We start from the raw sequence: 24,369 nt of genomic DNA, 5'->3' as shown, positions 1-24,369 counted from the left end.
ACCGCTGCACCGGGAGGCTGAACGCGACACAACCGGGAGTATTAGCCGTCAGCACTCCGTACATACGTGGATTGATCGTCACGCGCAAGGGAGCGTCGCGGCGGGGCAACAGTCGAACCATTTCGCCCCTGCGGTATTAGGGTCTCGTTAACCCTGTGGTTCTAATGCGGTATGACGACGGCTCGGAGGGCGCCGAATCGTGGCGGACCGCGCAAATCGACGGGTTTTACTGGGATGCGGGCTATTGTGCGCCGCAGCGTTGCTGTGCGGCCCGATCATTGTTCCCAGCGCAGCTGAAGTAACCCCGCCAAGCCCTTCTGCAAGCACAGATTTTCCGGTCGTTTCTGAAGCCCGGTTGGCCGGAGACGCCAAGCAGACCCGGTTCATCGTCGACCTCGACAAGAAGATCCAGTACCGCGCCTTCACGCTCGCCGATCCCTATCGGGTGGTCGTGGACATTCCCCAGGTGACATTCCAGCTTCCCCCTGGAACCGGCAATACCGGGCGCGGGCTGGTGAAGGCATTCCGCTACGGCCTGGTGATGCCGGGCGGGTCGCGAATCGTCTTTGATCTGACGGGGCCGGCGAAGATCGCCAATTCCTACGTGCTCGACGCGGCCAACGGCCAGCCGCCGCGCCTGATCCTGGAACTGGAGCAGGTCGATCGCAACGCCTTCACCCAGCAGCTTGCGCGGGAAGACCGGCCGGAGCTGAAGCCGGCCGTTGCGGAGGCCAAGGCGGCGATGCCGGCGGAGGGAACGCCCAGCGCAAAACCGGGCGAGCCGACGGATTCGCGGCCCCTGATCGTGATCGATCCCGGTCATGGCGGCATCGACAACGGCACCCAGTCGAACGGCGAGCTGGAGAAGAACCTCGTGCTCGGATTCGGGCTCGCATTGCGCGACCGGATCGAGAAGTCGGGCAAATACCGGGTCGTCATGACCCGCACTGACGACACTTTCATCCCCCTGAACGACCGGGTCAAAGTCGCCCGCAACCAGTCGGCGGCGCTGTTCGTCTCGATCCATGCCGACGCGCTGCCGCGCCGGGAAGGCGACGCGCAGGGGGCGACCATCTACACGCTTTCGGACAAGGCCTCCGATGCCGAAGCGGAGCGGCTGGCGGAAGCCGAAAACAAGGCGGACGCCATCGCCGGGGTGAACCTGTCGGATGAGCCGACCGAGGTCGCCGATATCCTGATCGATCTTACCCGTCGCGAGACCAAGACATTCTCCAACCGCTTTGCGCGGCTGTTGGTGTCCGAGATGAAGACGGCGGCGCGGATGCACAAGCATCCGCTGAAATCGGCGGGCTTTCGGGTCCTGAAGGCGCCCGACGTGCCCTCGGTCCTGGTCGAACTCGGCTATGTCTCCAACAAGGGCGATCTGGAACACCTGGTATCTGAGAACTGGCGCAACAAGACGGTCGACTCGATGCTGCAGGCCATTGACACCTTTTTCGCCAAGCGACTCGCGACGACCACGCCGGACAAGTGACAGGTGTCGGGAAAAGGCGCCGCTCGGAACCGGGAGGCCCTAGTTTGGCCACAGCGGCAACGGTATACGACAGTTGTCTGGGGGCCTCGCGGAATCGGCCGATTTTGTCTGCGGAGCGCTGTATTGTTCGCCTCAAGCACCGGCAGCTAGTTAGGGCCGGCATTCGCAACGAGGAACTGTCGCCGGCTGGCCGGCGCGTTAGGGTTGGAACGGAACTTCGATAATGCGCTTGCTGGTGCGGTTCATGGGTTTCTTGTTCGCCGCGGGGACCGTCGTGTTCCTGGTTGGCGTAGCCGGCGTCGCGGGCGCGATCTGGCATTTCTCCAAGGACCTGCCGGACTATTCGCAGCTTCAGGACTATGAGCCGCCGGTAATGACGCGCGTGCATGCGTCCGACGGTTCGCTACTCGGTGAATATTCCAAGGAGCGGCGGCTCTATCTGCCGATCCAGGCGGTGCCCAAGCTCGTCATCAACGCGTTCCTCGCGGCCGAAGACAAGAATTTCTACGAGCACGGTGGCATCGACTTCTCCGGCATGGCGCGCGCGGCGATTCTCTACGCCCAGAACTACGGCTCGGGCCGCCGGCCACAGGGTGCATCGACGATCACCCAGCAGGTCGCCAAGAACTTCCTGCTCACCAACGAGGTCTCGTTCGCGCGCAAGATCAAGGAGGCGCTGCTCGCGATGCGCATCGAGCGCGCTTACTCCAAGGATCGCATCCTCGAACTCTATCTGAATGAAATCTATCTCGGCCTTGGTGCCTATGGCGTAGCCGCCGCCTCGCTGGTCTATTTTGACAAGTCGGTGAATGAACTGACCGTCGCCGAAGCCGCCTATCTGGCCTCGCTGCCGAAGGCGCCGGCGGCGCTGCATCCGGTGCGCAACCGCGATCGCGCGATCGAGCGCCGCAACTACGTGATCGACCGCCTGCTCGAAAATGGCTGGATCAAGCAGGCCGACGCCGACAAGGCGCGCAAGGATCCGCTGATCGTCACCAATCGCAGCAATGGCTCGCACACCTTTGCCGGCGAATATTTTGCCGAGGAAGTCCGCCGCGACATTTTCGAGCGCTACGGCGAGAAGAAGCTTTACGAGGGCGGCCTCTCGGTGCGCACCACGCTTGATCCGAAGATCCAGGTGATGGCGCGCAAGACCATGGCCGCCGGCCTCGTCAACTACGACGAAGGGCAGGGCTGGCGCGGCCCGATCACCAAGCTCGATGTTTCCGGCGATTGGGGCGTGAAGCTCGCCGAGGTCAAATCGCTCTCCGACATCTCGCCGTGGCGACTGGCGGTGGTGCTCGAGACCAGCGACCAGTCGGCACGCATCGGATTCCAGCCTGGCCGCGAACTCGGCGGCGCCGTCAGCAAGCAGCGGCAGACCGGCCTCATCACGCTCGATGGCATGCGCTGGGCAAGGCCGACTTCCGGCGCGGCACGGGGGCGGACGCCAACGGCGGTGTCACAGGTGCTCTCGCCCGGTGACGTCATTTATGCGGACCCCTTGGTGACCAAGGAGGGGACGGCAGTGGAGGGCCAGTACCGGCTGCGGCAATTGCCGGAGATCTCCGGCGCCATGGTCGCGATGGATCCCTGGACCGGCCGTGTGCTGGCGATGGTTGGCGGCTTCTCGTTCGACCAGAGCCAGTTCAACCGCGCCACCCAGGCCTATCGGCAGCCGGGTTCGTCGTTCAAGCCGATCGTCTATTCGACCGCGCTCGATAACGGGTACACGCCGTCCACCGTGGTGGTCGACGCGCCCATCGAAATCGACCAGGGGCAGGGCGCGGGCGTCTGGCGTCCGGAGAATTATTCGACCGGCAAGTATTACGGTCCGACCACGCTACGCAACGCGCTGGCGCGCTCGCTGAACACCGTGACGGTGCGGCTGGCGCAGGACATCGGCATGCCCCTGATCGGCGAATACGCCAAGCGCTTCGGCGTCTATGACGAACTGCCGAACTATCTCTCCTACGCGCTCGGTGCCGGTGAGACCACGGTGATGCGGATGGTCACGGCCTATTCGATGTTTGCCAATGGCGGCCGCCGCGTGAAGCCGACGTTGATCGACCGTATCCAGGACCGTTACGGGCACACCATCTACAGGCACGACCAGCGCGAATGTCGCGGCTGTGACGCCCCCGGAGGCTGGAAGAATCAGGCTGAGCCGCAGCTTATCGATCGCCGCGAGCAGGTGCTCGATCCGATGACGGCCTACCAGATCACATCGATGATGGAGGGCGTGGTCCAGTACGGAACCGCCACCGCGGTGAAGGAAGTCGGCAAGCCGATTGCCGGCAAGACCGGGACCACCAATGACGAGAAGGACGTCTGGTTCATCGGCTTCTCGCCGGATCTCGTGGTCGGCGTCTATCTGGGTTACGACAAGCCGCGCAATCTCGGTCGCAAAGCCACCGGCGGCGCGTTGGCTGCGCCGGTCGCGCGCGATTTCCTCAAGCTTGCGCTGGCGGAGAAGCCGGCAACGCCGTTCAAGATCCCGGCCGGCATCAAGCTGGTCCGCGTCGACTCCAAGAGCGGCATGCGCGCTGGCCCGGGCGAGGGTGGACGCACCATCCTGGAAGCCTTCAAGCCGGGCACGGCGCCGCCGGATAGCTACTCCGCCATCGGTGTGGCCGATGCCGAGGGCCGGTTGCCGCCGGCGGTCGCGCCCGACGCGGGTGCGATCATGCGTCCCGGCGGATTGTATTAGCGAGCTGAAGCGCCAAATCATCGGGAAATGGGCCCGCGGCCGATTGCGCTTCAGCGCTTCGGCCGCTACATCCCCACCAGACATTCATAATTCAGACCAGAAAGATCATGCGCGCGGAAGTCGAACGCCTTGTTGAAGAGATCAAGCAGTCGGTCGGGCTGCTGAGGAGGCATCTTTGACGTCGAGAAATCGACGGCACGGCTGGCCGAGCTGAACAAGCTCGCCGAAGATCCTGATCTCTGGAACGATCCCCAGAAAGCCCAGAAACTGATGCAGGAGCGCACCTCGCTGGAGGATGCGCTGTCCGGCATCAGCAAGGTCGAGCGCGAGCTCGACGACAATGTCGGCATGATCGAGCTCGGCGAGGCCGAGAACGATGAGGGCGTCGTCGCGGAAGCCGAGAAGGCGCTCAAGGACCTCAAGAAGGAAGTCGCCCGGCGCGAACTGGAAGCGCTGCTGTCGGGCGAGGCCGACAAGTTCGACTCCTATCTCGAAGTCCATGCCGGCGCTGGCGGCACCGAGAGCCAGGACTGGGCGCAGATGCTGCTTCGCATGTACACGCGCTGGGCGGAGAAGCATGGCTTCAAGGTCGAGTTTCTCGAGGAATCCCAGGGCGAAGAAGCGGGCATCAAGTCGGCCACCATCCAGATCAGCGGCCATAACGCCTATGGCTGGCTGAAGACCGAAGCGGGCGTGCACCGCCTGGTCCGGATCTCGCCGTTCGATTCCAATGCGCGCCGCCACACCTCGTTCTCGAGCGTGCAGATCTTCCCGGTGGTCGACGACAGCATCAAGGTCGACATCAAGGAGTCGGATGTTCGCACCGACACCATGCGCTCCGGCGGCGCCGGCGGCCAGCACGTCAACAAGACCGAATCCGCGGTGCGCCTGACCCATATCCCGACCGGCATCGCCGTGGTCTGTCAGGCCGGCCGCTCACAGCACAAGAACCGCGCGCAGGCGTGGGACATGCTGCGCGCCCGGCTCTACGAGATCGAATTGAAGAAGCGCGAGGAGCAGGCGGCCGCCGATCAGGCCGCCAAGACCGATATCGGCTGGGGCCACCAGATCCGTTCCTACGTGCTGCAGCCCTACCAGATGGTGAAGGACCTGCGCACGGGCGTGCAGACCTCCGATACCGCCGGCGTGCTCGACGGCGACCTCGATGAGTTCATGGCGGCCACGTTGGCGCAAAAGGCATTCGGCACGACGACTGGCGCGATCGAGGACGTCGATTAAATAAAGGAAGCGCCGTTTAGGCTTGCTCATGCAACCGGCTGCGCGCTCTTCCACTCCGACAGCCATCCCGTGAACCGTCCGCTATCGCGTTCGCCGCCGTGCCATGCGGCGTATACGGTGCCATCGCTTGCGACCATGATCACGGCGTCCAGCCCTTTGGAGCGGCGCAGCGTGTCGATGGCCTGGCTCGGCGTCTGCGCGATCGGGCCTGCGACATTGAACGACGTGTTGACGGACAGCTCGACACCGATACGGAGGCCGAGCGCCTTGAGATAGGCGTAGGTGAGGGGATCGTCCGTTTCGCGCACGATCTGGATGCGGCCGGTGCCGTCGGCGTGGATGACTGCGGGGATCTTGTCGCGCGCGTGCGGCTTCGACCGTGCCGTGAGCACCATGTAGTTATAGGCGTTGTAGTCGTCGTCGGAGGCGCCGGGCAGCAGCTCGAAATAGTGTTGCGCGGCCTCCAGCGTCGCCATCGGCGCCAGCGGGCGGATCGCCTCGCGATATTTCACGCGTTCATTCAATCGCTCTCGCGTATCGGGATCGCAGGGGTTGGCAAGGATCGAGCGATGGCCGAGCGCGCGTGGACCGGTCTCGGCTGCGCCCTGATAGATCGCAATGACGCCGTTCTGCGCCACCATGAACGCCATCAGGTCGGCGATGGCATCGCGTCCCTCAGGCGTCGAGATGTCGCCGATCCGCTCTGAAGCGATGTCGTCCGCTTTCAGCGCGGTCGCAATGTCGTCAGAGGTCGCAGGCGTGCCGCAATAGAACGCATGCGTCATCGGCGCACCGCGCGGCGCGCCGGCGAGATGCGCGAACAGCCACGCGGCGCCGATGGTGACGCCGGGATCGCCGGGCACCGGCGGCACCCACAGGTGCAACTGCGCGCGACGGCCCTGCGCATTGGCAAACCAGCTTTCGTCGAAATGCTCGACCAGCCGCATGTTGCCGACGGCGTTGAGCGCAACGCCGCCGGTCAGCACCAGCTGGCGGGCGCCGGTCAGGCGCAACAGATGATCCACAACGTGGATCATCGCATCCTCGAACACGAGCTGAGTCGCCGCGGCCTTGTCGAGTCGATCCTGCGTGTCGGGGCGGTGCTTGATATCCTCGACGCGCAGCACCGCATCGGGATTCCAAAGTTGAGCCGGCTTGAGCGGTTCGCCGAGGATGTCGGTCAATGCGGCCTTGTAGGGATTCTCGAACGGGTCGGCGTACCAGTTCGCCATCGCGCGATTGAGCCAGACTTCGCCGTCAGCGCCGAGATGCAGCACCTTACGGAGCCGCCGATAATAGGGATTGCCCGATCGGCTCATGTCGCCCCAGGCGGCTGCGCCCATGTAGCGTCCCTCGCAGGACAGCCAGGTCCAGCCGCCCTGCGTCGAAGAGATCACGCTGTAGAAGGCACCGAGTGAATCGAACATGCTCTCGTTGCAGTAGAGCTGGCGCATCGCGCCTTTCTCGACGACATAGAGCGAGACCGAGCCGAGATCGCCGGTGCCGTCGAGCACGGCGATGGCGACTGGCTCGTCGTCATCTCTGAACGGAGAAGCCGCAAACGAGAACCAGGCATGGTTGTCGTGGTGCGGGAGGCAGATCAAAGGCACGCGCTCGGAAAGCTTGAGCTGGCGAGCGAGGATCTTTGGCGTCCGCGTCATCTGCTCGAGGCGGCGGCTCTCGAAGCCGGCGGCCTCTGTGGCACGAAGCAATTTCAGGCTTTGCGGCAGCTCTTCCAGCACCGAACGCGCCAGCGTGCCGGCCAGCGTCGGATAGTCCCAGCCTGTCAGCCAGGCGTCGATCGCGCCGATATCTCGTCCCATGCCTCGTAGCGTCGCGACAACGGCGTCGATCGATTTTTCCGGATATTCCGTGGTGTGCTTGTTGCCGGAGAAGCGTTCTTCCTCGTTGTTGACGATCAGGCGCGGGCCGTCACGCTGGGTCACCTCGACCAGTGCGATGCCTGAATTGTGCGTGCCGGGAGCACCGAGGCCTGCAAGATAAACGGTCTCGCCGCGCGCGAGCTTGTCGCGCACAGCGGCAATCCGCGCTTGTGCAAACTCGGAGCCGAGCTGATGGAAACCGGCCGCTCCCATCGTCTTCGCCGCCAGCCATCGCGCGGCGCGAAAACCTGTAGCGGCGAGCCGGCGATGTCGCGGACCAATTCGCGTGTTCGGTTCCAAGTGCAGCGCCTCTGTCAGTGCGATTGCCCGCATCAACCACAATTGGCGCTGCACAACAATGCTGTTTCGTCGCGCGGAATAAGTGCGTGCTTGCAGCGTGGCCGAAGCCTTGCAACACTCGCACAAAAACAAGATTGAAAAGGGAGAAAACAATGCTGCTTCGCATGCAGAAGCTTGTGGCGCCGACAGTGTTCGCTGTCGCGATGATCCTCGTGACCGCGGCCAACGCCGAGAAGAAATATGATCCCGGCGCCAGTGACACGGAGATCAAGGTCGGCAACATCATGCCTTATAGCGGGCCTGCGTCATCCTATGGCGTGATCGGGAGGACCGAAGCGGCCTATTTCAAGATGATCAATGCCGAGGGCGGCATCAACGGACGCAAGATCGATTTTATCTCCTACGACGACGCCTATAGTCCGCCAAAGGCGATCGAGCAGGCGCGTAAGCTGGTGGAAAGCGACGAAGTGCTCCTGATCTTCCAGCCGCTGGGCACGCCCTCCAATTCGGCCATTATGAAATACATGAATGCCAAGAAGGTGCCGCAGCTTTTCGTCGCGTCCGGCGGCACCAAATTCGGGGACGCCAAGAATTTTCCATGGACCATGGGCTTTCAGCCCAACTACCAGAGCGAAGGCAGGATCTACGCCAAGTACATCCTCGAGCATTTTCCAAACAGCAAGATCGCCGTGTTCTGGCAAAACGACGACGCCGGCAAGGATCAGTTCAAGGGCTTGAAGGATGGGCTCGGCGACAAGGCGAGCATGATTATCGCTGACAAATCCTATGAAGTGAGCGATCCCAGTGTCGATTCCCAGATCGTCGCATTGCACGATTCGGGTGCCGACATCTTTTTCTCTTGGGCCGCACCAAAGGGCTCGGCGCAGGCGATCCGCAAGGTCGGCGAACTCGGCTGGAAACCGAAATTCTTCCTGGCCAACACCGCGACCTCGGTTGCATCCGTGTTGAAGCCGGCCGGCCTGCAATACGCGAAAGATATCATCTCCACGGTCTATCTGAAGGATCCAACCGATCCGACGTGGAAGGACGATCCCGGCGTGAAAACCTGGCAGGCATTCATGGACAGGTACTATCCTGACGGCGACAAGACCAATGCGAACAACGTTTATGGCTACGTGCAGGCGCAGGCGATGGTCCAGGTTTTAAAGCAATGCGGTGACAACCTCACGCGCGAAAACGTCATGAGGCAGGCTGCGAACCTGAAGAATTTCCACTCCGACCTGATGCTGCCCGGCATCATGGTCAACACTGCCCAGGACGACTATTTCCCGATCGAGCAGATGCAACTGATGAGATTCAACGGTGAGTCCTGGGAGCTGTTCGGTGATGTGATCACAGGCGAGGTCGGCCACAATGCCTCGCGATGAACGCTCAGCCCGCGCTTAAGCGCACGCCGGCGCGGAGGAATTTTTGCGGGTCAACTGCGTCGCCGTCGATGCGCGTTTCGTAGTGGAGATGCGGGCCGGTCGAACGACCGGTCGAGCCGACGGCGCCGATCACCTGGCCGATCTTGATGGTCTCACCGACCTTGACGTTGATCTCCGACAGGTGGCCGTAGCGGGTGGAGAGGCCGTTGCCGTGATCGATCTCGACCATGCGGCCGTAGCCGCCGGCCCAGCCTGATGACACCACCTTGCCGTTGGCGGTGGCGCGGACGGGATCGCCCATCGCGGCACGGAAATCGAGGCCGGTATGCATCGCAGGGCGGCCGAGGAAGGGGTCGGTGCGGACGCCGAATCCCGAGGTGAACTCGACTTCGCCGATCACGGGCTTGCGGTAGGGCACCAGTGCCAGCGTCGCGTTCAGGCGCTGCATCTGCGCGCGGGTGATGTTGATGCGGTTGAGCTGCCGCTCGAACGGGCCTGCGTCGGCGGGCAGCTTGACGGGCACGAAGGGACCGCCGATCGCCGCGCGCGGGGTCGCGGCTTCGAGCTGCGACATGTCGAGGCCGAGGTCGGTGATCACGCCGCGCATCCGGCGCACGCGCGATTCCATGGTCTCCTCGGCTGAGCTCAGCGCCGCTATCTGGCGCCGCTCGACCTGGTCGAGCGAGGTCTGCAGGCGGACCAGGACATTGTCGAAACCTTGCAGCTTGGCGAACTGGTTCACCGGAGCCGCCGCCTTGATCGGGGCGCGGGATTCCAGTCGCGCCTCACGATCCGGCGGCGCCACGAAGATCACGGTGTCGCTGATCGGCGACGGCTTTGGCGTCGCGGTCGACTCGGGCGCGGCGTTGCGCGCGGGCGGGCGGATCGAGCCGGTCGTTGCGACATCCGGCATCGAGGCCAACGCGGTGGCGCGGGCTTCGAGCGCGGTCTGCCGTCGCATGATCTGCTCGAGCTTCTGGTCGAACTGCTCCTGGTCCAGGAGCTGCCGGCTGGTGGTGCGGTCGACCTTGGCGCGTAAATCGGTGATCCGGTCCTCATAGGCGAATTGCATCTCGGCCTGGCGGGCAAGCAGCCGGGTCAGGACGTCGTCGCGGAACGCAAAATAGGTCGCGGTTGCCGCCGACCATATGCCGAGCAGGACCACCGAGCCGACCGCAGCCCAGAACAGGACAGGGCCAATGCGGACCTGCTTGCCCGCATGGACGAGGGTATAGCCGTCCGCCGCCTGCGCCCGTGCTGCCGCCCCATGGGAGGTGGGGCGGCGAGGAGAGGTCCGCCCGTGCTCTCGTGGATGATGGTGCTGCTGGTGAGGGTCGAAATGGTGACCGGAACGATAGGACATCGGCACTCCCGCGCCGGTCGGATCAAGTTCCGTACGGCCTCAATTCGCGGTCGATTTGAGCCGGTCATGGTTAATTTTCCGGAAACGGAACCCGATGGGTCAGAGCGACCGGGTGGCGGCCAGGACCTCGTCGGCATGGCCGTCGACCCGCACGTTGCGCCAGATCCTTGCGATCCGGCCGTGGGCATCGACCAAAACCGTGGTGCGAAGAATGCCAAGGAAAGTCCTGCCATACATGGACTTCTCACCCCAGGCGCCATAGGCCTCCAGCATCTCGTGCTGCTCATCCGAACCTAAGGGAACGCTGAGCTGATGCTTGCTCCTGAACGATTCCTGCGCCTTCACCGTGTCGCCGGAGACGCCGAGAATCTCAGTGCCGCTCTCGGCAAAGGCATCCTTCAGCCGGGTGAAATCGATCGCCTCTTTGGTGCAGCCCGGCGTGTCGGCCCGCGGGTAGAAGAACAGCACCAGCTTCTTGCCTGCGAAATCGGTGAGTGAGACCTCACTTCCTCCGTCGCGGGGCAGGCGGAAGTCCGGCGCCTTGGCGCCCTCGACCAGCGTGGTCGATTTGGTCGCGGCCGATACAGCGGATTTTAACGATTTCGATGCGGCCTTGTGGGAGGGTTTGGTGGCTGCGGCTTTAGCCTTAGCCGCCTTGCTGGATTTCTTTGCGACCGCCTTGCGCGCCTTTGCCGCGGGCGGCTTGACCGACGCGACGGCCTTGCTGCGGACCGCCTTGGCCCGAGTCGATTTGGCCGGTGACGATTTGGCCGGGGTCTTGGAGGATTTCTTGCGCGTTTTCTTGGACATACGCCTTCCTTTCGTCGCTTTCCGCGGCTCAACAATTGTATTAGTGCGGGTCTTGTCCCCGGCGATCGTATTCGCGCCGCCTGCTGGGCAAGTGTGATGGCGGCGGAGTATGGTCACAAGGATTTCGACGCGTCATCAGTCCGCTCGCCGCATCGGCCTTCGAAAGTTTGCTCGAATGTTCTACCGAATGTTCACTTGGGGCTGACGGCGACTAACAGTATTAAACGAGGATTGGCAGCGATGCCGGCACAGGAGCGCTCGATACAGATCGATGGGCGCGCCTTGGGCGGAGATCACCCTCAACGCCTGCACCGAGAGGCAATGGCAAGGAATACGTCGTCCAAAGGATCGCGCTCCCAAGGATCGCTCCAAGGCCACAGCCCGAATCCGCGTGCCGACGCCCCTGACTGCGATTGGGACGAGATCGGCTGGGATGAGCATGACGAGGCGGCCGGCCATCGCGCGCGGCGGCTGTTGTCCGGCTCGGATTCCGGCATGCACCGGATCGGCGATTTCGTCGGCGCCACGCGGCGATGGGCGCGCGGCGGGCGCTGGGTCAAGCGCATCGGCCTGGTGCTGGGCGTGCTGGCGGTGATCTTCATCGGCTGCTTTGGCGCCTTGTGGTGGCGGCTCGGGGCAGGGCCGATCAATCTCGACATGGCGACGCCGTGGCTCGCGACTGCGATCGAGGACAATATCGGCCACGGCAACACGGTCGAGGTCGGCGGCACCCAGATCGAGCGCGCCGGCCGGATTCGAATCGCCGTGCGCATCCGCGACATCATCGTGCGCGACCGCGACCATGCGATCGTTGCGAGCGCGCCGAAGGCCGAGGTGAAGCTGTCCGGCACTGCGCTCCTGATGGGCCAGCTCCGGGCCGAAAGCCTCAACCTCGTCGATGCCGAGCTCGCGATCCGGATCACGCCGGACGGCTATGTGACCGTTTCCGCCGGTGATACCGCCAAGCCGCTGGCGACCGGCGTCGCTTCCAAGCATGAGGCGGGCCTGCCGCCGACATTTCCGCGGCCGGTGACCCCGCCGCCGCCTCCGCTATCACCGCCTTCGTCGCCGTCCGTCAGCATCCCGGCGCCGGCTGAGAGCACGCAGAGCGGCTTGCTCGCCGGCCTCGATTGGCTCGACAGCCTCAGCATGACCGGCCTTGACGGGCAGAACCTGAACGAGATCGGCCTGAAGAACGGCAACCTGATCGTCGACGATCAGCAGCGCGGCAGCAAATGGACCTTCGAGAATATCAGCCTGAGCCTGCGGCGCCCGAGCGGCGGCGGCGTGGCGCTGAGCGTCGGTGAAGAGGGTGCCCATCCGTGGTCGCTGCGCGTTGCGGTCGGCCCGCTCATGGATGGCGTGCGCTCGGTCGACTTCCGCGCCGACAAGCTGCCATCCGCCAACATCCTGCTCGCGCTCAGGGTGAAGGACCTCACCTACAATGCGGAGCTGCCGATATCCGCCGAACTGAAGGGTGAACTGGGCCGCGACGGCCTGCCGACCTATTTCCGTGGCAAGATCACGGCTGGCGCCGGCAATCTGATCGACACCGATACACCCGACTATCCGATGGCGATCGATTCGGCGGAAGTGAGTCTCGAATGGGACGCCGGACGCCGCGTGCTGCTGGCGCCGTTCAAGATTGTTTCCGGTGCCAACCGGGTCACGCTGCTCGCCCATCTCGAACCGCCGAACGACGATATCAACGACTGGCAGCTCGGCCTGAGCGGCGGCACCATCCTGCTCGCAGGCATCGACAACGAGCAGCCGCTGATCTTCAACCGCATCGCGGTCGGCTTCCGTTTCGACACCGACAAGAAGCGCGTGGTGCTGACGCAGGCCGATATCAGCAATGGCGAGATCGGCATCGCCGGCACCGGGAGCATCGACTATTCCGGCGAGCCGCGGCTGCAGCTCGGTTTTGCGGGAACGCCGATGTCAGCCTCGGCGCTGAAGCGGATCTGGCCGGCCCTGGTTGTGCCCGAGCTGCGCGAATGGGTGATCGAGCGGATCGAGCGCGGCACGCTCCAGCGCATCGAGGTCGGCGTCAACTCGCCGGTGCGCAACCTGTCGCGCAAGGGGCCTCCGATCCCGGATGAAGGGCTTGCCGTCAACATCATCGCGAGCGGCGTGACAGTGCGTCCGGTGGACGAGATGCCCGTGGTGCATGACGCGGATTTGCGGGCGCGGGTGACCGGCCGCACCGCCACCGTCAACATCGCCCAGGGCATCGCCGACACGCCGGGCGGCCGCAAGATCACGCTGTCGGACTTCTCCTTCGAAGTCCCCGACCTGGTGCCAAAACCCTCGCCGGCGAAGATCAAATTCCGCGTCGATTGTCCGCTCCCGGCCGCCGCCGAAATCCTTGCCTCCGACCGCCTCAGCGATGTCTCGGGGACGACGTTTGTCGATCCCAATGTGAGCAAGGGGACGGTCTCGGCCACGATCAACCTTGGCCTGCCGGTCAAGGGCGCGCTGACCAAGGAGGACACGACCTACGCCGTCACCGCCGATCTCGGCGGCGTCGCGATCGACAAACTGGTGATGAACCAGAAGCTCGAGGCCAGCGCGCTGAAGGTCGTCGCCAACAACGCGGGCTATCAGGTCAAGGGTGACGTCAAGATCGGCGGGCACCCGGCCTCGCTGGATTACCGCAAGCCAAGCGAGGGCGACGCCGACATCAGACTGCAGTCGACGCTCGACGATGCTGGCCGCGCGCGGCTCGGGCTCGATCTCGGATCCCAGGTGAGCGGCGCGATCCCCGTCAAGGTGGTCGGCAAGATCGCGAGCAGCAGCGATCACGACAGCAAGCTCGGCGTCGAGGCCGATCTCACCCCGCTCAGGATCGACAACATCCTGCCCGGCTGGGTCAAATCATCAGGCAAGTCGGGCAAGCTCACCTTCAACGTGGTGCAGAAGCCGCAATCGACGCGCTTTGAGGACATCGTCGTCGACGGCGCCGGCGCCTCGATCAAGGGATCGGTGGAAGTCGACCAGAACGGCGATCTCATGAATGCCAACTTCCCGACCTATTCGCCCTCGGAAGGCGACAAGACGACGCTGCGCGCGGACCGCAGTCCCGACGGCGTCTTGAAGGTCTCCATGCGCGGTGACGTGTTCGATGGCCGCGGCTTCCTGCGCACGGCGATCTCGGGCCGCGATGATCCCAAGAACAAGATCAAGAACATCGATTACGACATCGACCTCAAGCTCGGTGCGGTTGCCGGCTTCAATGGCGAAGCGCTGCGCAGCGTCGATGCGAAGGTGTCCAAGCGCAACGGTGCCATCAAGAGTCTTGCTCTGGCGGGCAAGATCGGGCGCGACACGCCTGTCACCGCCGAGCTGCGCGGCCGCCAGCAGGGCCGCGAGGTGGCCTATCTGCAAACCAACGACGCCGGCGCGTTCTTCCGCTTCACCGATTTCTATTCCAAGATCGTGGGCGGTCAGCTCACGCTGGCAATGGAGCCGCCGTCGGCGGAGCCGAGCCCCAAGGAAGGGCTGATCAACATCCGCGACTTCTCCGTCAAAGGTCAGCCCGAGCTCGAACGCATCGCAGCCGGCGGCCCACCCGGCTCGTCGGGCGGCGTCGCGTTCAGCGCCCTGCGCGCCGAGTTCACGCGGCAGAGTGGAATCCTCACGATCCGCGACGGCGTCGTGAAGGGGCCGGCGATCGGCGCGACCATCGAAGGCAGTATCGATAACATCGCCAACCAGGTGCGCATGAGCGGCACCTTTGTGCCGATGTACGGCCTGAACAACATGTTCGGCCAGCTGCCGGTGATCGGCCTGGTCCTCGGCGGCGGAAGTAATGAGGGCCTGATCGGCGTCACTTACGAGGTCGTGGGCACGCCTGCGCAGCCGGTGCTGCGCGTCAATCCGATCTCGGCGATCTTTCCCGGCGTGACGCGGAAGATCATGGAGTTCAACACCGGCAAGCAGAACAACTCGATCGATTTCCCGCCGAACAATTGAGCGGGGCGGCTTAGAGCGTTTTCGAGCGAAGTGGACACCGGTTCGCGTGAAGAAAACGCGTCAAAACAAGAATCTAGAGCTTCGGTTCTGATTCCATCAGAACCGAAAAGGCTCTCGCCGATCACGCCTCAGCTGCCCTCAACCACGGTGCCTTGGTTTTCCTGAAGTCCTGCCACGTGTTTCGCAGGCGCGCCTCAACGCCGATCGATGCATGTGCCTGCCAGCCGGCGATCGCTGCCGTCGCTGTGCCGCTCTGTGAGGGCTCGCCACCGAGCTCGGCGAAAAGCCCGTCTGTGATCGCCATGTCGTTGAAGGACCCAAGTTCCTCCTGCAGGTCGGCCAGCTTGCGAGAGAACCGCCTGACGGACTTTCGCTCTCCATACAGCGGTAACAGGAAGTCGGCGACGTAGCGCAGTCGCTTCGCAGCGAGCCTCAATCGGTGCAGCTTTTCCGCCGGAAGCGACTTGAAGCGGCGGCCGCGTTTGAGCACTCTCGCATACTGGTCCGACAGGATGCGTCCGGCGAAGTTAATGGCGGGCTCGACCAGCCGTCCGAGATCTTCGGGAGCGACGTCGCTGCGCCACCCCCTGGCCTCAATCCAGCCGCCGAGGCCGATCAGGAAAGCTGAACATCGGCGGTCAGCCAGCGCGAGACGGACCTTCTGGTAGGCGGCTGACCGGCGCTTCTCTGCGACCTGTTCAAGGACATCAAAGCCGGCGACCGAGGGACAGGCCTGCGCGATGGTTGGCAGCGTCCCCCGCTGAAACATGTCCCAATCACGGGCAGCGGAAAGGTTTCGTGCCAGCCATCTTGCTTCCGACCGGAACGAGTCGAGATTGCTCAACGGCCCAACGGATCGCATTAAGTCCAGGGCCGCGCGAAGGCGACGCAGCGACACCCGAAGCTGATGAACCCCCTCGGGATCACGACCGTCCTCGGCCGCCGCCAGAGATCCAAGGAGATGGTGGAGGCAGGAGCGCAGGATCTTCGCGAAGGCTTCATCGAGGGATATGGACGGGTCGAGGCGAAGTTTTCGCGGTTTCCGCAGGGCCGGGGACGCGTTGGCGGCAAGCTCGAAGCCGCGCGCCGACTTGCTGCGGATTGTCGGTCGCACGGACCCATAGTCCGCGAGCCGAAGCGCGAGATCGTAAATTGCGCTGGCGCTTCCAGCCTTGAGCTCCAACTCGATCTCGCTCACAGGCATCGATTGATCGCCTGACTTCAGCGATCCCTGGTCGAAAGCGACCTCGATCGTTCCGGATGGAAGCTCAACGATTCGCGCGTGCCGGTGGATATCGGCGGTGAAGACCGCCTCGAGCTGATGACGTTTAAGGTCCGCGCGAAGCTTGGGCGCGATGAAGGGCATCGCCAGGTCGACATCGGGCAAAATCGATGGGACGTTCGCCTCCCACTCGCCACGCCGCAGCGGATCGTCTGTGAATTCGGCTTTCACGGTCTGTACGAATCGCGCGCCGGTCTGGCGAACCCGCAAGCTCAATCCGTTTCGTCTCAGCGTCCGCTCGGGTGTATCGTAGTAGACGGACTTGAGGTGCTTTCGCGTGCCCTTGTTGCGTGCATTCGTCGCGATGATTGGAGCGGCGTTGAAATCCGCCATGCGATCGGCGTCAACAAGAAGCTTGAGTTCGATCTCGCTGCCGGGAGGCGTGGCACCGTTTTGCGCAGGGATTTCTGCTGTGACCTCATCGCCTTGATGCTGCGCCTCATGAAGCTGAGCCTCAGGAAGCACAGGCGGTTCTTGCGAGCGGAGTTCCGCGACGCCGTGTTGCCTGGAGGCAACAGCGTCTTCCGGTCTTTTGTTGTCCTGTGGGGGAGGGGCACCATCGACCCCGTGCACGGCGCGTGCGCTTTCCCGGGTGGGCTTAGGCGTGTCGGCTTCTGGCATGTACGATTGTGTGACAGTTGGATGACGATCCGATAACATAGAGCAACGCGATCCGAAAGGAAGAACGACATCAATCTAGCGGAGAGCTCATCCGTTTGGATGAGCCAAGTCAGGCCGTCGCCTCGCCCCTGGAAGGTTTCAATCCGGTCCTTTCGCGGAAGCCGACCGATCAGTGCGTCCAGGAAGATGCATTGGCAAAGTCGAGGCTGCAACCGCCGGATCCTGCTGGATCCAGCTCGCAGCGCTCGGCGGCACAGACTGCAAAGCGAGGAAAACCCCCAAAAGCCTGACGCTGCTGCGCGAATCCATTTGCCGCGGTCAGAGGCGAGTGATTGAATTGCCTTGCCAATTTCGACTCGTTGAAATCCGGAAATACAAAGGTCAGCGAGGTTTACGCTATGCTTGCCGAGAAGTTTTTTCTGGTGTTGGAGACGCTAAGAAGCCACGCATCCGACGGTGAACCCCAGATCGTGATCAGCACCACGCCGCATGTTCCAATCATTGTGGTGCGCAGGAAGCCCGCCAAAGGCTGAGTGACGCCGCTATCTGGAGGAGACCAAGTCTTGCGGAGGTACTGACGTCCGGGGCCGGCCCCGAGTTCTCACATCGCTCGGGCGGCCGCATCCAAGTAACTTGCTGCGGCAAGTTGCAGATGAGACGTCGTTGATTCCTACTTCGCGCGCAGCTTTTGCAGCCGCTTCACGGCGAATTCGTCGCCGGGCTTCAGTCTTAAGACCGCTTCATAGTCGCGATACGCACCATCAATCTCGCCTGCGCGTTCATGGGCCAGCCCTCGATACCTCAAGGCAGTAGGGGAGTTGGGGACGAGTTCGACAGCCTTGTCCAAGCTTTCGATCGCGGCCTTCTCATTCTTCAGTTTGAGATGTGCGGCTCCAACGCCAACCCGAAGTCGATACGTATCGTTTCGCGTGAGATGCCCGAGTGCCAGCGCCTTATCGTAATCCTCCAGCGCGGCTTGCGGTTGGTCCGAACGATTATAGGCCTCGGCGCGTCCAAGCATGAATACGCCTGATGTCGGATCAAGCTTTATCGCTTCGTCAAACCGACGGATTGCTTCCTCGAATTGGCCCTGTTCCATTAGCGCCAGTCCCTGGCCATTGGGGAAAGTCCCGTCATCAGGAAACAGCTTTGCCCCGGCGGTGTAGTCGGCCAATGCAAGCTCAAAGCGACTTTGGTTGTGATAGAAAAAGCCGCGCTCGCTGTAAGCGCGTCGATCGGTAGAGCCGACCATTTCAACGACCGCGGTGAAATCCGCTTCGGCTTGATCCCACCTTTTTGCCAGCTGAGCGGTAACACCCCTCATTCGCAGCAGCTCCGCCTGGTCTTTGAGACCGAATTGCTGTTCGAGCCCTTTGGAGTAAATTTGAATGGCTCGCTCAAAGTCCAGCTTGCTTACGGCAACGGCAGCGGCTGTCTGGTAAGTCTGGGCGTTGGACGCAATCGCCGCAGAACAGAAAGGCCAGAGCACGGACAGGAAAGCAATCCCGCGCAAGACTCGCCTCAGTGCCAAGCCTATCTTCATTTGCTTCTCCGGGCCGAGAAATCGCTCTTGCCCGAATTTGATGCAATCGACAATAGGTCTTGGCTAATAATGCAACCGGAATACTGATTGCGGTTAAACAATCGTTGAGCGAGTAACATCTTTCCGCATTTCTGCTAACGCTAATTGGGCCCGGCCGCTGTTCGGCCTGCATGGGCGCGATGACGATCGCAGGGGCTTATTCATGCGGCCATTATATTGAAGCTCTTTGGTCCGTCTCGTTTGTATATGCCGCTTCGCCTATGTTGCGGACGCTGCGTCCACGTCTGTTTTCCGAGTGAGACAGTGTCATGTCATGCCGCTCCAATGTGATCGCTGTTCGATCGCACGGGGCGCCGGTTCGGCGTGTGAAGATCGTCACATCAGACATCGATCTTCAGCTCCCCGGGATTGTCTTGAACGCAGCGCCAGCAGACAGGCTTCGCGATAGCGACCCGTCCGCGCGCAACGCATGGGCGCGACTTCCGCGAGATACCAGGCGATCAGCGGTCTGCTGAGCGCCTCACGCACAGGACAAAGCCAATGGCAAAGACTGGAGAAAGCCGCTCCGCTGAAGAGCGCATCCCGAGCGCGATCCTGGTCGGCGTCCAGCTCCCGGGCATCGACGACCACGCGCATGCCGCGAGCCTTGAGGAGTTGGGCCGCCTGGTGAAGACGCTCGGTTACGAAGTTGTCGGCGCGATATCGCAGAAGCGCGATGAACTCGACGGCGCGACAGTGATGGGCAAGGGGAAACTTGAAGAGCTCGCGGCGATGACTGGCGGGACCGGTGTTGTCGGATCGATGGCTCATGCCCGGAAGTCAAGGGCCCGCGAGCGCTTCGAAGATGCCGATGGGAGGAAGCCGAGTGCCGGGCAAACCGAGCCTGATTTGGCGACGCCACCGAAGCCGGAATACGTGATCGTCGATCACGACATCTCGCCGAACCAGACGCGCAACATTGAACGAGCAACCGGCGCGGAGGTACTGGATCGGACCGGGGTGATCGTGGAGATTTTCCATCGCCATGCACATAGCCGGGAGGCGAAGTTGCAGGTCGAGATGGCGCGGTTGAAGTACATCGCGCCACGCCTGCGGGAATCGTCGACGGGTGGCGAGCGGCGGCAGGGCTACGGCGCGGGCGAATCCGATCTCGAAGTCGAGCAACGCAAGATCCGCGACCGTCTCGCCGAGCTGAAGGAGCAACTGGCGGCTATTCAGCGGGATAGCGACCAACGTCGCGCCGCGCGTCGCGATCAGCTTCGGGCCGCGCTGGTCGGGTATACGAACGCAGGGAAGTCGTCGCTCATGCAGGCCCTCACGGGCAGCGAGGTCCTGGTCGCGGACAAGCTGTTCGCGACGCTTGATACGACGGTGCGCGCTCTGCAGCCGGAAACGACCCCTCGCATACTGGTCTCGGATACAGTGGGCTTCATCAAGAAGTTGCCGCATGACCTCGTGGCGTCGTTCCGGTCCACGCTTGCCGAAGCGCTGGAAGCATCGCTGTTGTTGTTCGTCGTGGATGCGTCCGATCCGACCTGCGAGTCGCAACTCGAGGTGACCCGCAACGTGCTGCGCGAGATCGGCGCGGAGGTCGTACCTTCGCGCCTGCTCCTGAACAAGATCGATCGCGTGGGCGAGGCGGATCGTGCCACGCTCCGCGCCAAGCACCCCGGCGCGATTTTCCTCTCCGCAAAGTCGCCGGCAGATGTGGCGGCACTGCGCGAGACCATCATCGCGTTTTTCGAGGCTGCAATGGTCGAGGAGGAATTCGTGGTGCCCTATGCGAAACAGCGGCTGCTCAGCGAAGTGTATGGGCACGTGCACGTGCTGTCGGAGAACTACGACGCCACGGGTCGGATCATAAAGGTGCGTGGGGTCGCCGGCGCAATCGCGCGCCTGCGAAGGACCCTTTCGGCATCCTGAGGCTCACTTCGAACGCGCGATGGTTCGCCGGCTGCGCGCCACGAGCAGGAGATGGGTGGCGCGATCCATGAACTCGGTGCTCGCGGCATGCGCCTTCTCAAGCCGGTCGAGTTCATCGGCGAGATGACGATGGTCCGCCTGCGACACTGGATTCCACCGCGCATCTGGCATGAACCGGCTGTGAAACAGGTCGAGACCTCGCAGATCCTCGATCTCGAAATTCCCCGCGAAAAGGCTTCGCAATTCGATCGCTGTGAACAGGTGAAAGCCGAACGCCATATGCCGACCGTCGCTAAGGTCGATTTCACAGTGGTCCTTGACGTGATCATGTCTCAAGCGGCGGACGTTCTCTACCGATTCCACGAAGGCCGTTGGCGTGCTGCCGATCGGACGCACGGTCGTTACGAAATGTCCCGACGTCACGCGCGCGATCTCTGTCGCGATATCCGTCAGCCTTTCAACGGGCAGATGACTGAGCGCGCTGTACAGGCAAAGGGTGACATCGACCGAGCCATCGGGTTCCGGCAACCGGTCCGAAAGGTCTGCGACGTCGAATGTGAGGCTGACGCCGGGGAGGCTGGTAAGATTTCGAGCCGCCAGGCGGGCGCGCTGGATCTGTGCCTGCGCAATGTCGAATCCGCGCGCAGTGATGCTGTCGAACCCGAGCGCGTGGGCGCGCATGACCAGTCGCCGCAGCCATGTGCCGGGCCCGCAGCCGGCATCAAGAAACCTGACCGATCTCGCGCCGGAAGCCCGCAGGTCCACCAGTTTTGTTTCCAACACGGACCAGACGCACCGATCCGCATAGGCATGCACTCCGTCGAAGACAAATGGCTGCGAAGGATCACCATCGGCATAAGAGACGTAGTGGTCGCCAGCCTGATTGTAGATGTCGGCGACGTCGTCCGGCGCATCACTATCGATGGCCAGGGCGGAACGCCTGATCCTGGGCGAACCGGTCGCGCCTGATATCCATTTCCGGGATGGAATCGAATCCTGATCAACCATAGTAGGTGAGCCCTTTCGGATCACACGTGCTCTCGCGCGCTTCGACAATGCGGTAGCCGCCCGGAGTCGTCTTGAGATAGATACGGCGCGTCTCGGCCACCTCGGCTGGTAACAGCCGATGCCGGATCATGTGCTCGGGTTGATAGGAAATCGAGACGAGTTAGCATCGCGCTTCATAAGCGCGTCATATGCGGATGATTGCACGTTCCGCCAATTTCGGGGTCCTGATAGGTCCGAGGGCAAGACGCATGCGCCGTGCTACGTGCGCTTAATGATCCCGTGGCGTCAGTTGCTGTGCAATGTTCGTGCTACCTTCGCCGAATTTGCAGGTCGTATTGGTATGTCTCTTCACCCCAGATTGGAGATTTTATCCTAAAACTCACCGCCTGTGTTCCTCGAATGCGGATATCAAAAGGAACCTCATTGTCTCCATTGGGAGCGAATTCGAACCTGTATAGTCTGTTGGAAAGCAAGGTACGATCAGGATACTCCGCGAACGTATCCAAAGCCCATGAGTATGTTTCCGGCCGCGCATTGGACGGTACTACTCCCCCGATTGGAGTATTATGCCAATATAGCCCTCGCGTAGCGATAGCCGAGTCGTCGAAGGGACTTGTTGTGTGCAAGTCAAAAAACTTCTTCGCGGTTATGTTCGGCATTGCCGTTTGATTGAAGCCTTTTTGTTCGACAGGATCATCACAAGCATTTTGCTGATTTGGTTTTCGGCACCAGGTGCCCTTGCGTTCGATGGTGGCTTCTAATGCGGCTTGCCTCTGCGTTTGAAGTCTAGCCACTTGCAGGGCGACAAACGATGCAGTCCCATCGCCGGGCTGTGGTTTGAAGACGGCGTTGACGACGAAATATAGAATCTCGGCTCGATCAACATGTAACTTGGTGCAATCGTTGAGCAGGTAATAAGTTGCGCTTCCTTCGCCCTCCCTCAGCCAGGCGACACGGCCAGAATATTCATTTGTAAAGAACTCATCGCTGTTCAAAACGGTGCTCACAACGGCACAGTCCTGTGCCCAGGAACTTCCTGAGTAACATAGGAATAGTCCCAACAACGCTATCCGGACGTGCGCGATGCTGTGCATGAAACACCTACTGTTCCGGTTCTTTTGGAGGTTCGACCGCTTGAGGCTGTTCAGGTGCCATCGCTTCCTTTGCGAAAACGAATGGCGAAAGCAGCAATAGCCAGAGAACAGCGATCCCCTTTATGAAAGTTGGATCAGTCATAAGAACAAGCGCGTCCCCGAAGGGCCTGACCAACTTTTCAGATAATTCGGCGATTTGTTCGCTGCTGCGCTTAATCCGATCGATCTCGAAGTTGGAGATCCAGACTACGTAGGAGAGCGTGAGGAAAATGATTTGTTTGGTTTGGCGCATCTTCAAGACGAAATACATGAAGAACGGCGCGATACAAAAGATTATCGCAGCAAATAGCGCGATCCATTTGTCATGCGAGTTGGATTCCGGAGACGATACCAGTCGGATTGCCAGGTATGCACCTGTGATCTCGGCAGGCAGCAGTTTCATGAGACGCGTGACGTAATCATCGGAAGGCTTGATGTCTCGCGAAGGGTTTTCTTGTTCTGGCATGGCTAGCTCCTCTTGCCCTCACGCCACCAACATCGGTCGGGACGTTTCCGAGTGCTTCTGCCCGCTTTCACTTCGAAGTCTCTCAAGCGTTGCATCGTTCAGCATACTTGTTTCTGGTATGTGGCTGGCCCGCTGGTACTGATTCAGTGACGACTGCGTCCGCGGCCCCCAGATTCCGTCCAAGTCCGAAGGGTGATAGCCAAGGAACATCAGGTACATTTGCGCCGCGCGCACGCGGAGGTCCGGCAAAGCACCCGAAGCGAACTTTGCGTACCAACCGCGCAGATGATCGTCGTAGTTGTTGATTGCATAGTTTGAGCCGTTGTAGATTCGTGCGAAGTTCTTCCAATCGTGATTTTTCAAGGGGACGGCAGCCTCTGTGGCCAACATCTCCTTTGCCATGGCCATAAGCTGCAAATCTTCCGATCTGAACATGTCTTGGACGAACAACTTTGCAGAGCCATATCCAAGTGTCTTGTAGTGGATACCAAGCGTTTGACCTATGCCCCAGGAAGCGCTCTGTAGAGCGGCTTCCTCGTCAAGCGCCATGGCAATTCTCAATCGGTCATACTGGTGCGAACCGCCAGCGCCGTAATTTCCGCTTTTGGAAGAGCTGATATCGAGGTGCGATTGGTCATAGCGGCCGCCCGTGAGCCTATGGAAAATATGCTGCTCATACAGAATTTGTGGCCATGCGTTTCGAAAGTAGCCGCCATAAGGTGCGTCGGTTTCTGTGAAGATCACTGCCCATACGTCGGCCGCCGTGACGCCTAGGCTTGCACAAACTTCGTCAAAGCCTTTCTGCGAGAGCGGCTCGCCAGAAACCGCAGCGAAGAGATCGGACGATGACGCGCCGATGGTCGGAGGATTCGTCGCTGCCCATGTCAAACTTGACGATGTCGCCAGTGGTTTGTCTGCGCTGAGGTTCTCAGAGCGGAGACCAAGGCCGCCTAGGGCATCAAGCAGACGTCGCCAATAATCGGAAAAGTCGGTTACGCCAGCAGAATTTGCGGAGTGTATGACCGCCTGCAACTTTGCGGCCGCGGCTCCTACGGCCTTCGCCGTTGCAAGTAGTTCATTGCGTGCAATTTCCGCGAGTTGGAGTCCTAGCGTCGCCTTTGCCTCATTGAGCTTTTGCTTTTCCTCGGGGGAAACACTGGCGGTGCCAAGCCGGGTATCGATTTCAGCAAGCGCTGCGTAAATGCTCTGAGAAACAGTCCCTGACATCTT

General features: G+C 61.8%; 16 protein-coding genes. 8 read left to right on the top strand and 8 right to left on the bottom strand.

The genetic code is table 11. The features are described from left to right. Window positions 1-199: 199 nt before the first annotated feature. The 3 genes from K288_RS0130295 to prfB all read left to right on the top strand — a co-directional run bounded on the left by K288_RS0130295 (window position 200) and on the right by prfB (window position 5,444). Window positions 200-1,495, top strand: coding sequence for an N-acetylmuramoyl-L-alanine amidase (locus K288_RS0130295; RefSeq protein ID WP_027582930.1), 1,296 nt, complete (start codon window positions 200-202; stop codon window positions 1,493-1,495). Between the two features lie 223 nt (window positions 1,496-1,718). Continuing rightward, window positions 1,719-4,205 (top strand): penicillin-binding protein 1A, encoded by a 2,487-nt coding sequence (locus K288_RS0130290; protein WP_027582929.1) that lies wholly within the window; start codon window positions 1,719-1,721, stop codon window positions 4,203-4,205. A 107-nt stretch (window positions 4,206-4,312) separates the two neighbouring features. Then, a protein-coding gene (gene prfB, locus K288_RS0130280; RefSeq protein ID WP_152535749.1) for a peptide chain release factor 2 occupies window positions 4,313-5,444 on the top strand; the annotation gives its coding sequence in 2 pieces (ribosomal slippage) (window positions 4,313-4,381 and window positions 4,383-5,444; 1,131 coding nt in all). A 26-nt stretch (window positions 5,445-5,470) separates the two neighbouring features. On the opposite strand, the gene K288_RS0130275 is transcribed toward prfB, so the two are convergent. Then, window positions 5,471-7,540 (bottom strand): carbamoyltransferase C-terminal domain-containing protein, encoded by a 2,070-nt coding sequence (locus tag K288_RS0130275; RefSeq protein ID WP_084799795.1) that lies wholly within the window; start codon window positions 7,538-7,540, stop codon window positions 5,471-5,473. Window positions 7,541-7,830: 290 nt separating this feature from the next. On the opposite strand from K288_RS0130275, the gene K288_RS0130270 reads away from it, so the two are divergent. Then, window positions 7,831-9,015 carry an ABC transporter substrate-binding protein gene (locus K288_RS0130270; RefSeq protein ID WP_244443306.1) on the top strand — a complete coding sequence of 395 codons (1,185 nt, stop codon included), beginning with the start codon at window positions 7,831-7,833 and terminating at the stop codon, window positions 9,013-9,015. A gap of 4 nt (window positions 9,016-9,019) precedes the next feature. On the opposite strand, the gene K288_RS0130265 is transcribed toward K288_RS0130270, so the two are convergent. Together K288_RS0130265 and K288_RS50975 are read right to left on the bottom strand one after the other, a co-directional pair. Further along, window positions 9,020-10,378 (bottom strand): M23 family metallopeptidase, encoded by a 1,359-nt coding sequence (locus tag K288_RS0130265; protein WP_027582925.1) that lies wholly within the window; start codon window positions 10,376-10,378, stop codon window positions 9,020-9,022. A 99-nt stretch (window positions 10,379-10,477) separates the two neighbouring features. Continuing rightward, the gene (locus tag K288_RS50975) at window positions 10,478-11,188 is read right to left on the bottom strand and encodes a peroxiredoxin (protein WP_084799789.1); all 711 of its coding nucleotides are present in this window, start codon (window positions 11,186-11,188) and stop codon (window positions 10,478-10,480) included. A 240-nt stretch (window positions 11,189-11,428) separates the two neighbouring features. Here K288_RS50975 and K288_RS46985 point away from each other — a divergent pair, with 240 nt between their 5' ends. Further along, the gene (locus K288_RS46985) at window positions 11,429-15,163 is read left to right on the top strand and encodes an AsmA-like C-terminal region-containing protein (protein ID WP_043161124.1); all 3,735 of its coding nucleotides are present in this window, start codon (window positions 11,429-11,431) and stop codon (window positions 15,161-15,163) included. A gap of 121 nt (window positions 15,164-15,284) precedes the next feature. Here the strand turns inward: K288_RS46985 and K288_RS0130250 are convergent, their stop codons facing one another. Then, entirely contained in the window at window positions 15,285-17,066 is a 1,782-nt protein-coding gene (locus tag K288_RS0130250; RefSeq protein WP_027582923.1) for a CYTH and CHAD domain-containing protein, read from the bottom strand. Window positions 17,067-17,398: 332 nt separating this feature from the next. On the opposite strand from K288_RS0130250, the gene K288_RS0130245 reads away from it, so the two are divergent. After that, a complete protein-coding gene (locus K288_RS0130245; protein ID WP_027582922.1) occupies window positions 17,399-17,599 on the top strand; it encodes a hypothetical protein in 201 nt (66 codons plus the stop codon). A 137-nt stretch (window positions 17,600-17,736) separates the two neighbouring features. Here the strand turns inward: K288_RS0130245 and K288_RS0130240 are convergent, their stop codons facing one another. Continuing rightward, complete coding sequence (locus K288_RS0130240; RefSeq protein WP_027582921.1) at window positions 17,737-18,609, bottom strand: tetratricopeptide repeat protein; 873 nt, start codon at window positions 18,607-18,609, stop codon at window positions 17,737-17,739. Between the two features lie 540 nt (window positions 18,610-19,149). On the opposite strand from K288_RS0130240, the gene hflX reads away from it, so the two are divergent. Continuing rightward, on the top strand, window positions 19,150-20,532 hold the full coding sequence (gene hflX, locus K288_RS0130235) for a GTPase HflX (protein WP_027582920.1): 1,383 nt from the start codon (window positions 19,150-19,152) through the stop codon (window positions 20,530-20,532). 51 nt (window positions 20,533-20,583) lie between these two features. After that, complete coding sequence (locus tag K288_RS54940) at window positions 20,584-21,501, top strand: hypothetical protein (RefSeq protein ID WP_244443305.1); 918 nt, start codon at window positions 20,584-20,586, stop codon at window positions 21,499-21,501. Window positions 21,502-21,848: 347 nt separating this feature from the next. On the opposite strand, the gene K288_RS52760 is transcribed toward K288_RS54940, so the two are convergent. From K288_RS52760 to K288_RS46975, 3 genes are all read right to left on the bottom strand, one after another. Then, complete coding sequence (locus tag K288_RS52760; RefSeq protein WP_152535748.1) at window positions 21,849-22,547, bottom strand: hypothetical protein; 699 nt, start codon at window positions 22,545-22,547, stop codon at window positions 21,849-21,851. A 94-nt stretch (window positions 22,548-22,641) separates the two neighbouring features. Beyond that, entirely contained in the window at window positions 22,642-23,139 is a 498-nt protein-coding gene (locus K288_RS0130215; RefSeq protein ID WP_152535747.1) for a hypothetical protein, read from the bottom strand. A gap of 18 nt (window positions 23,140-23,157) precedes the next feature. Continuing rightward, window positions 23,158-24,366 (bottom strand): N-acetylmuramidase domain-containing protein, encoded by a 1,209-nt coding sequence (locus tag K288_RS46975; protein ID WP_051334818.1) that lies wholly within the window; start codon window positions 24,364-24,366, stop codon window positions 23,158-23,160. Window positions 24,367-24,369 lie beyond the last annotated feature (3 nt).

This window comes from Bradyrhizobium sp. Ai1a-2 (assembly GCF_000426245.1).
Classification (GTDB): Bacteria; Pseudomonadota; Alphaproteobacteria; order Rhizobiales; family Xanthobacteraceae; genus Bradyrhizobium.
Note: the sequence above shows the minus strand (reverse complement) of the source record. Positions and strands in the feature narration are given on the sequence as shown.

Excerpts from the sequence above, each read along its gene's own strand:
- K288_RS54940 (WP_244443305.1), top strand. The coding sequence starts at position 20,584 with ATGGGTGGCGCGATCCATGAACTCGGTGCTCGCGGCATGCGCCTTCTC.
- K288_RS0130275 (WP_084799795.1), bottom strand. The coding sequence starts at position 7,540 with ATGGGAGCGGCCGGTTTCCATCAGCTCGGCTCCGAGTTTGCACAAGCG.
- K288_RS46975 (WP_051334818.1), bottom strand. The coding sequence starts at position 24,366 with ATGTCAGGGACTGTTTCTCAGAGCATTTACGCAGCGCTTGCTGAAATC.
- K288_RS50975 (WP_084799789.1), bottom strand. The coding sequence starts at position 11,188 with ATGTCCAAGAAAACGCGCAAGAAATCCTCCAAGACCCCGGCCAAATCG.
- hflX (WP_027582920.1), top strand. The coding sequence starts at position 19,150 with ATGGCAAAGACTGGAGAAAGCCGCTCCGCTGAAGAGCGCATCCCGAGC.
- K288_RS0130270 (WP_244443306.1), top strand. The coding sequence starts at position 7,831 with ATGATCCTCGTGACCGCGGCCAACGCCGAGAAGAAATATGATCCCGGC.
- K288_RS0130250 (WP_027582923.1), bottom strand. The coding sequence starts at position 17,066 with ATGCCAGAAGCCGACACGCCTAAGCCCACCCGGGAAAGCGCACGCGCC.
- K288_RS0130265 (WP_027582925.1), bottom strand. The coding sequence starts at position 10,378 with ATGTCCTATCGTTCCGGTCACCATTTCGACCCTCACCAGCAGCACCAT.
- K288_RS0130215 (WP_152535747.1), bottom strand. The coding sequence starts at position 23,139 with ATGCCAGAACAAGAAAACCCTTCGCGAGACATCAAGCCTTCCGATGAT.
- K288_RS0130290 (WP_027582929.1), top strand. The coding sequence starts at position 1,719 with ATGCGCTTGCTGGTGCGGTTCATGGGTTTCTTGTTCGCCGCGGGGACC.
- K288_RS46985 (WP_043161124.1), top strand. The coding sequence starts at position 11,429 with ATGCCGGCACAGGAGCGCTCGATACAGATCGATGGGCGCGCCTTGGGC.
- K288_RS0130240 (WP_027582921.1), bottom strand. The coding sequence starts at position 18,609 with ATGAAGATAGGCTTGGCACTGAGGCGAGTCTTGCGCGGGATTGCTTTC.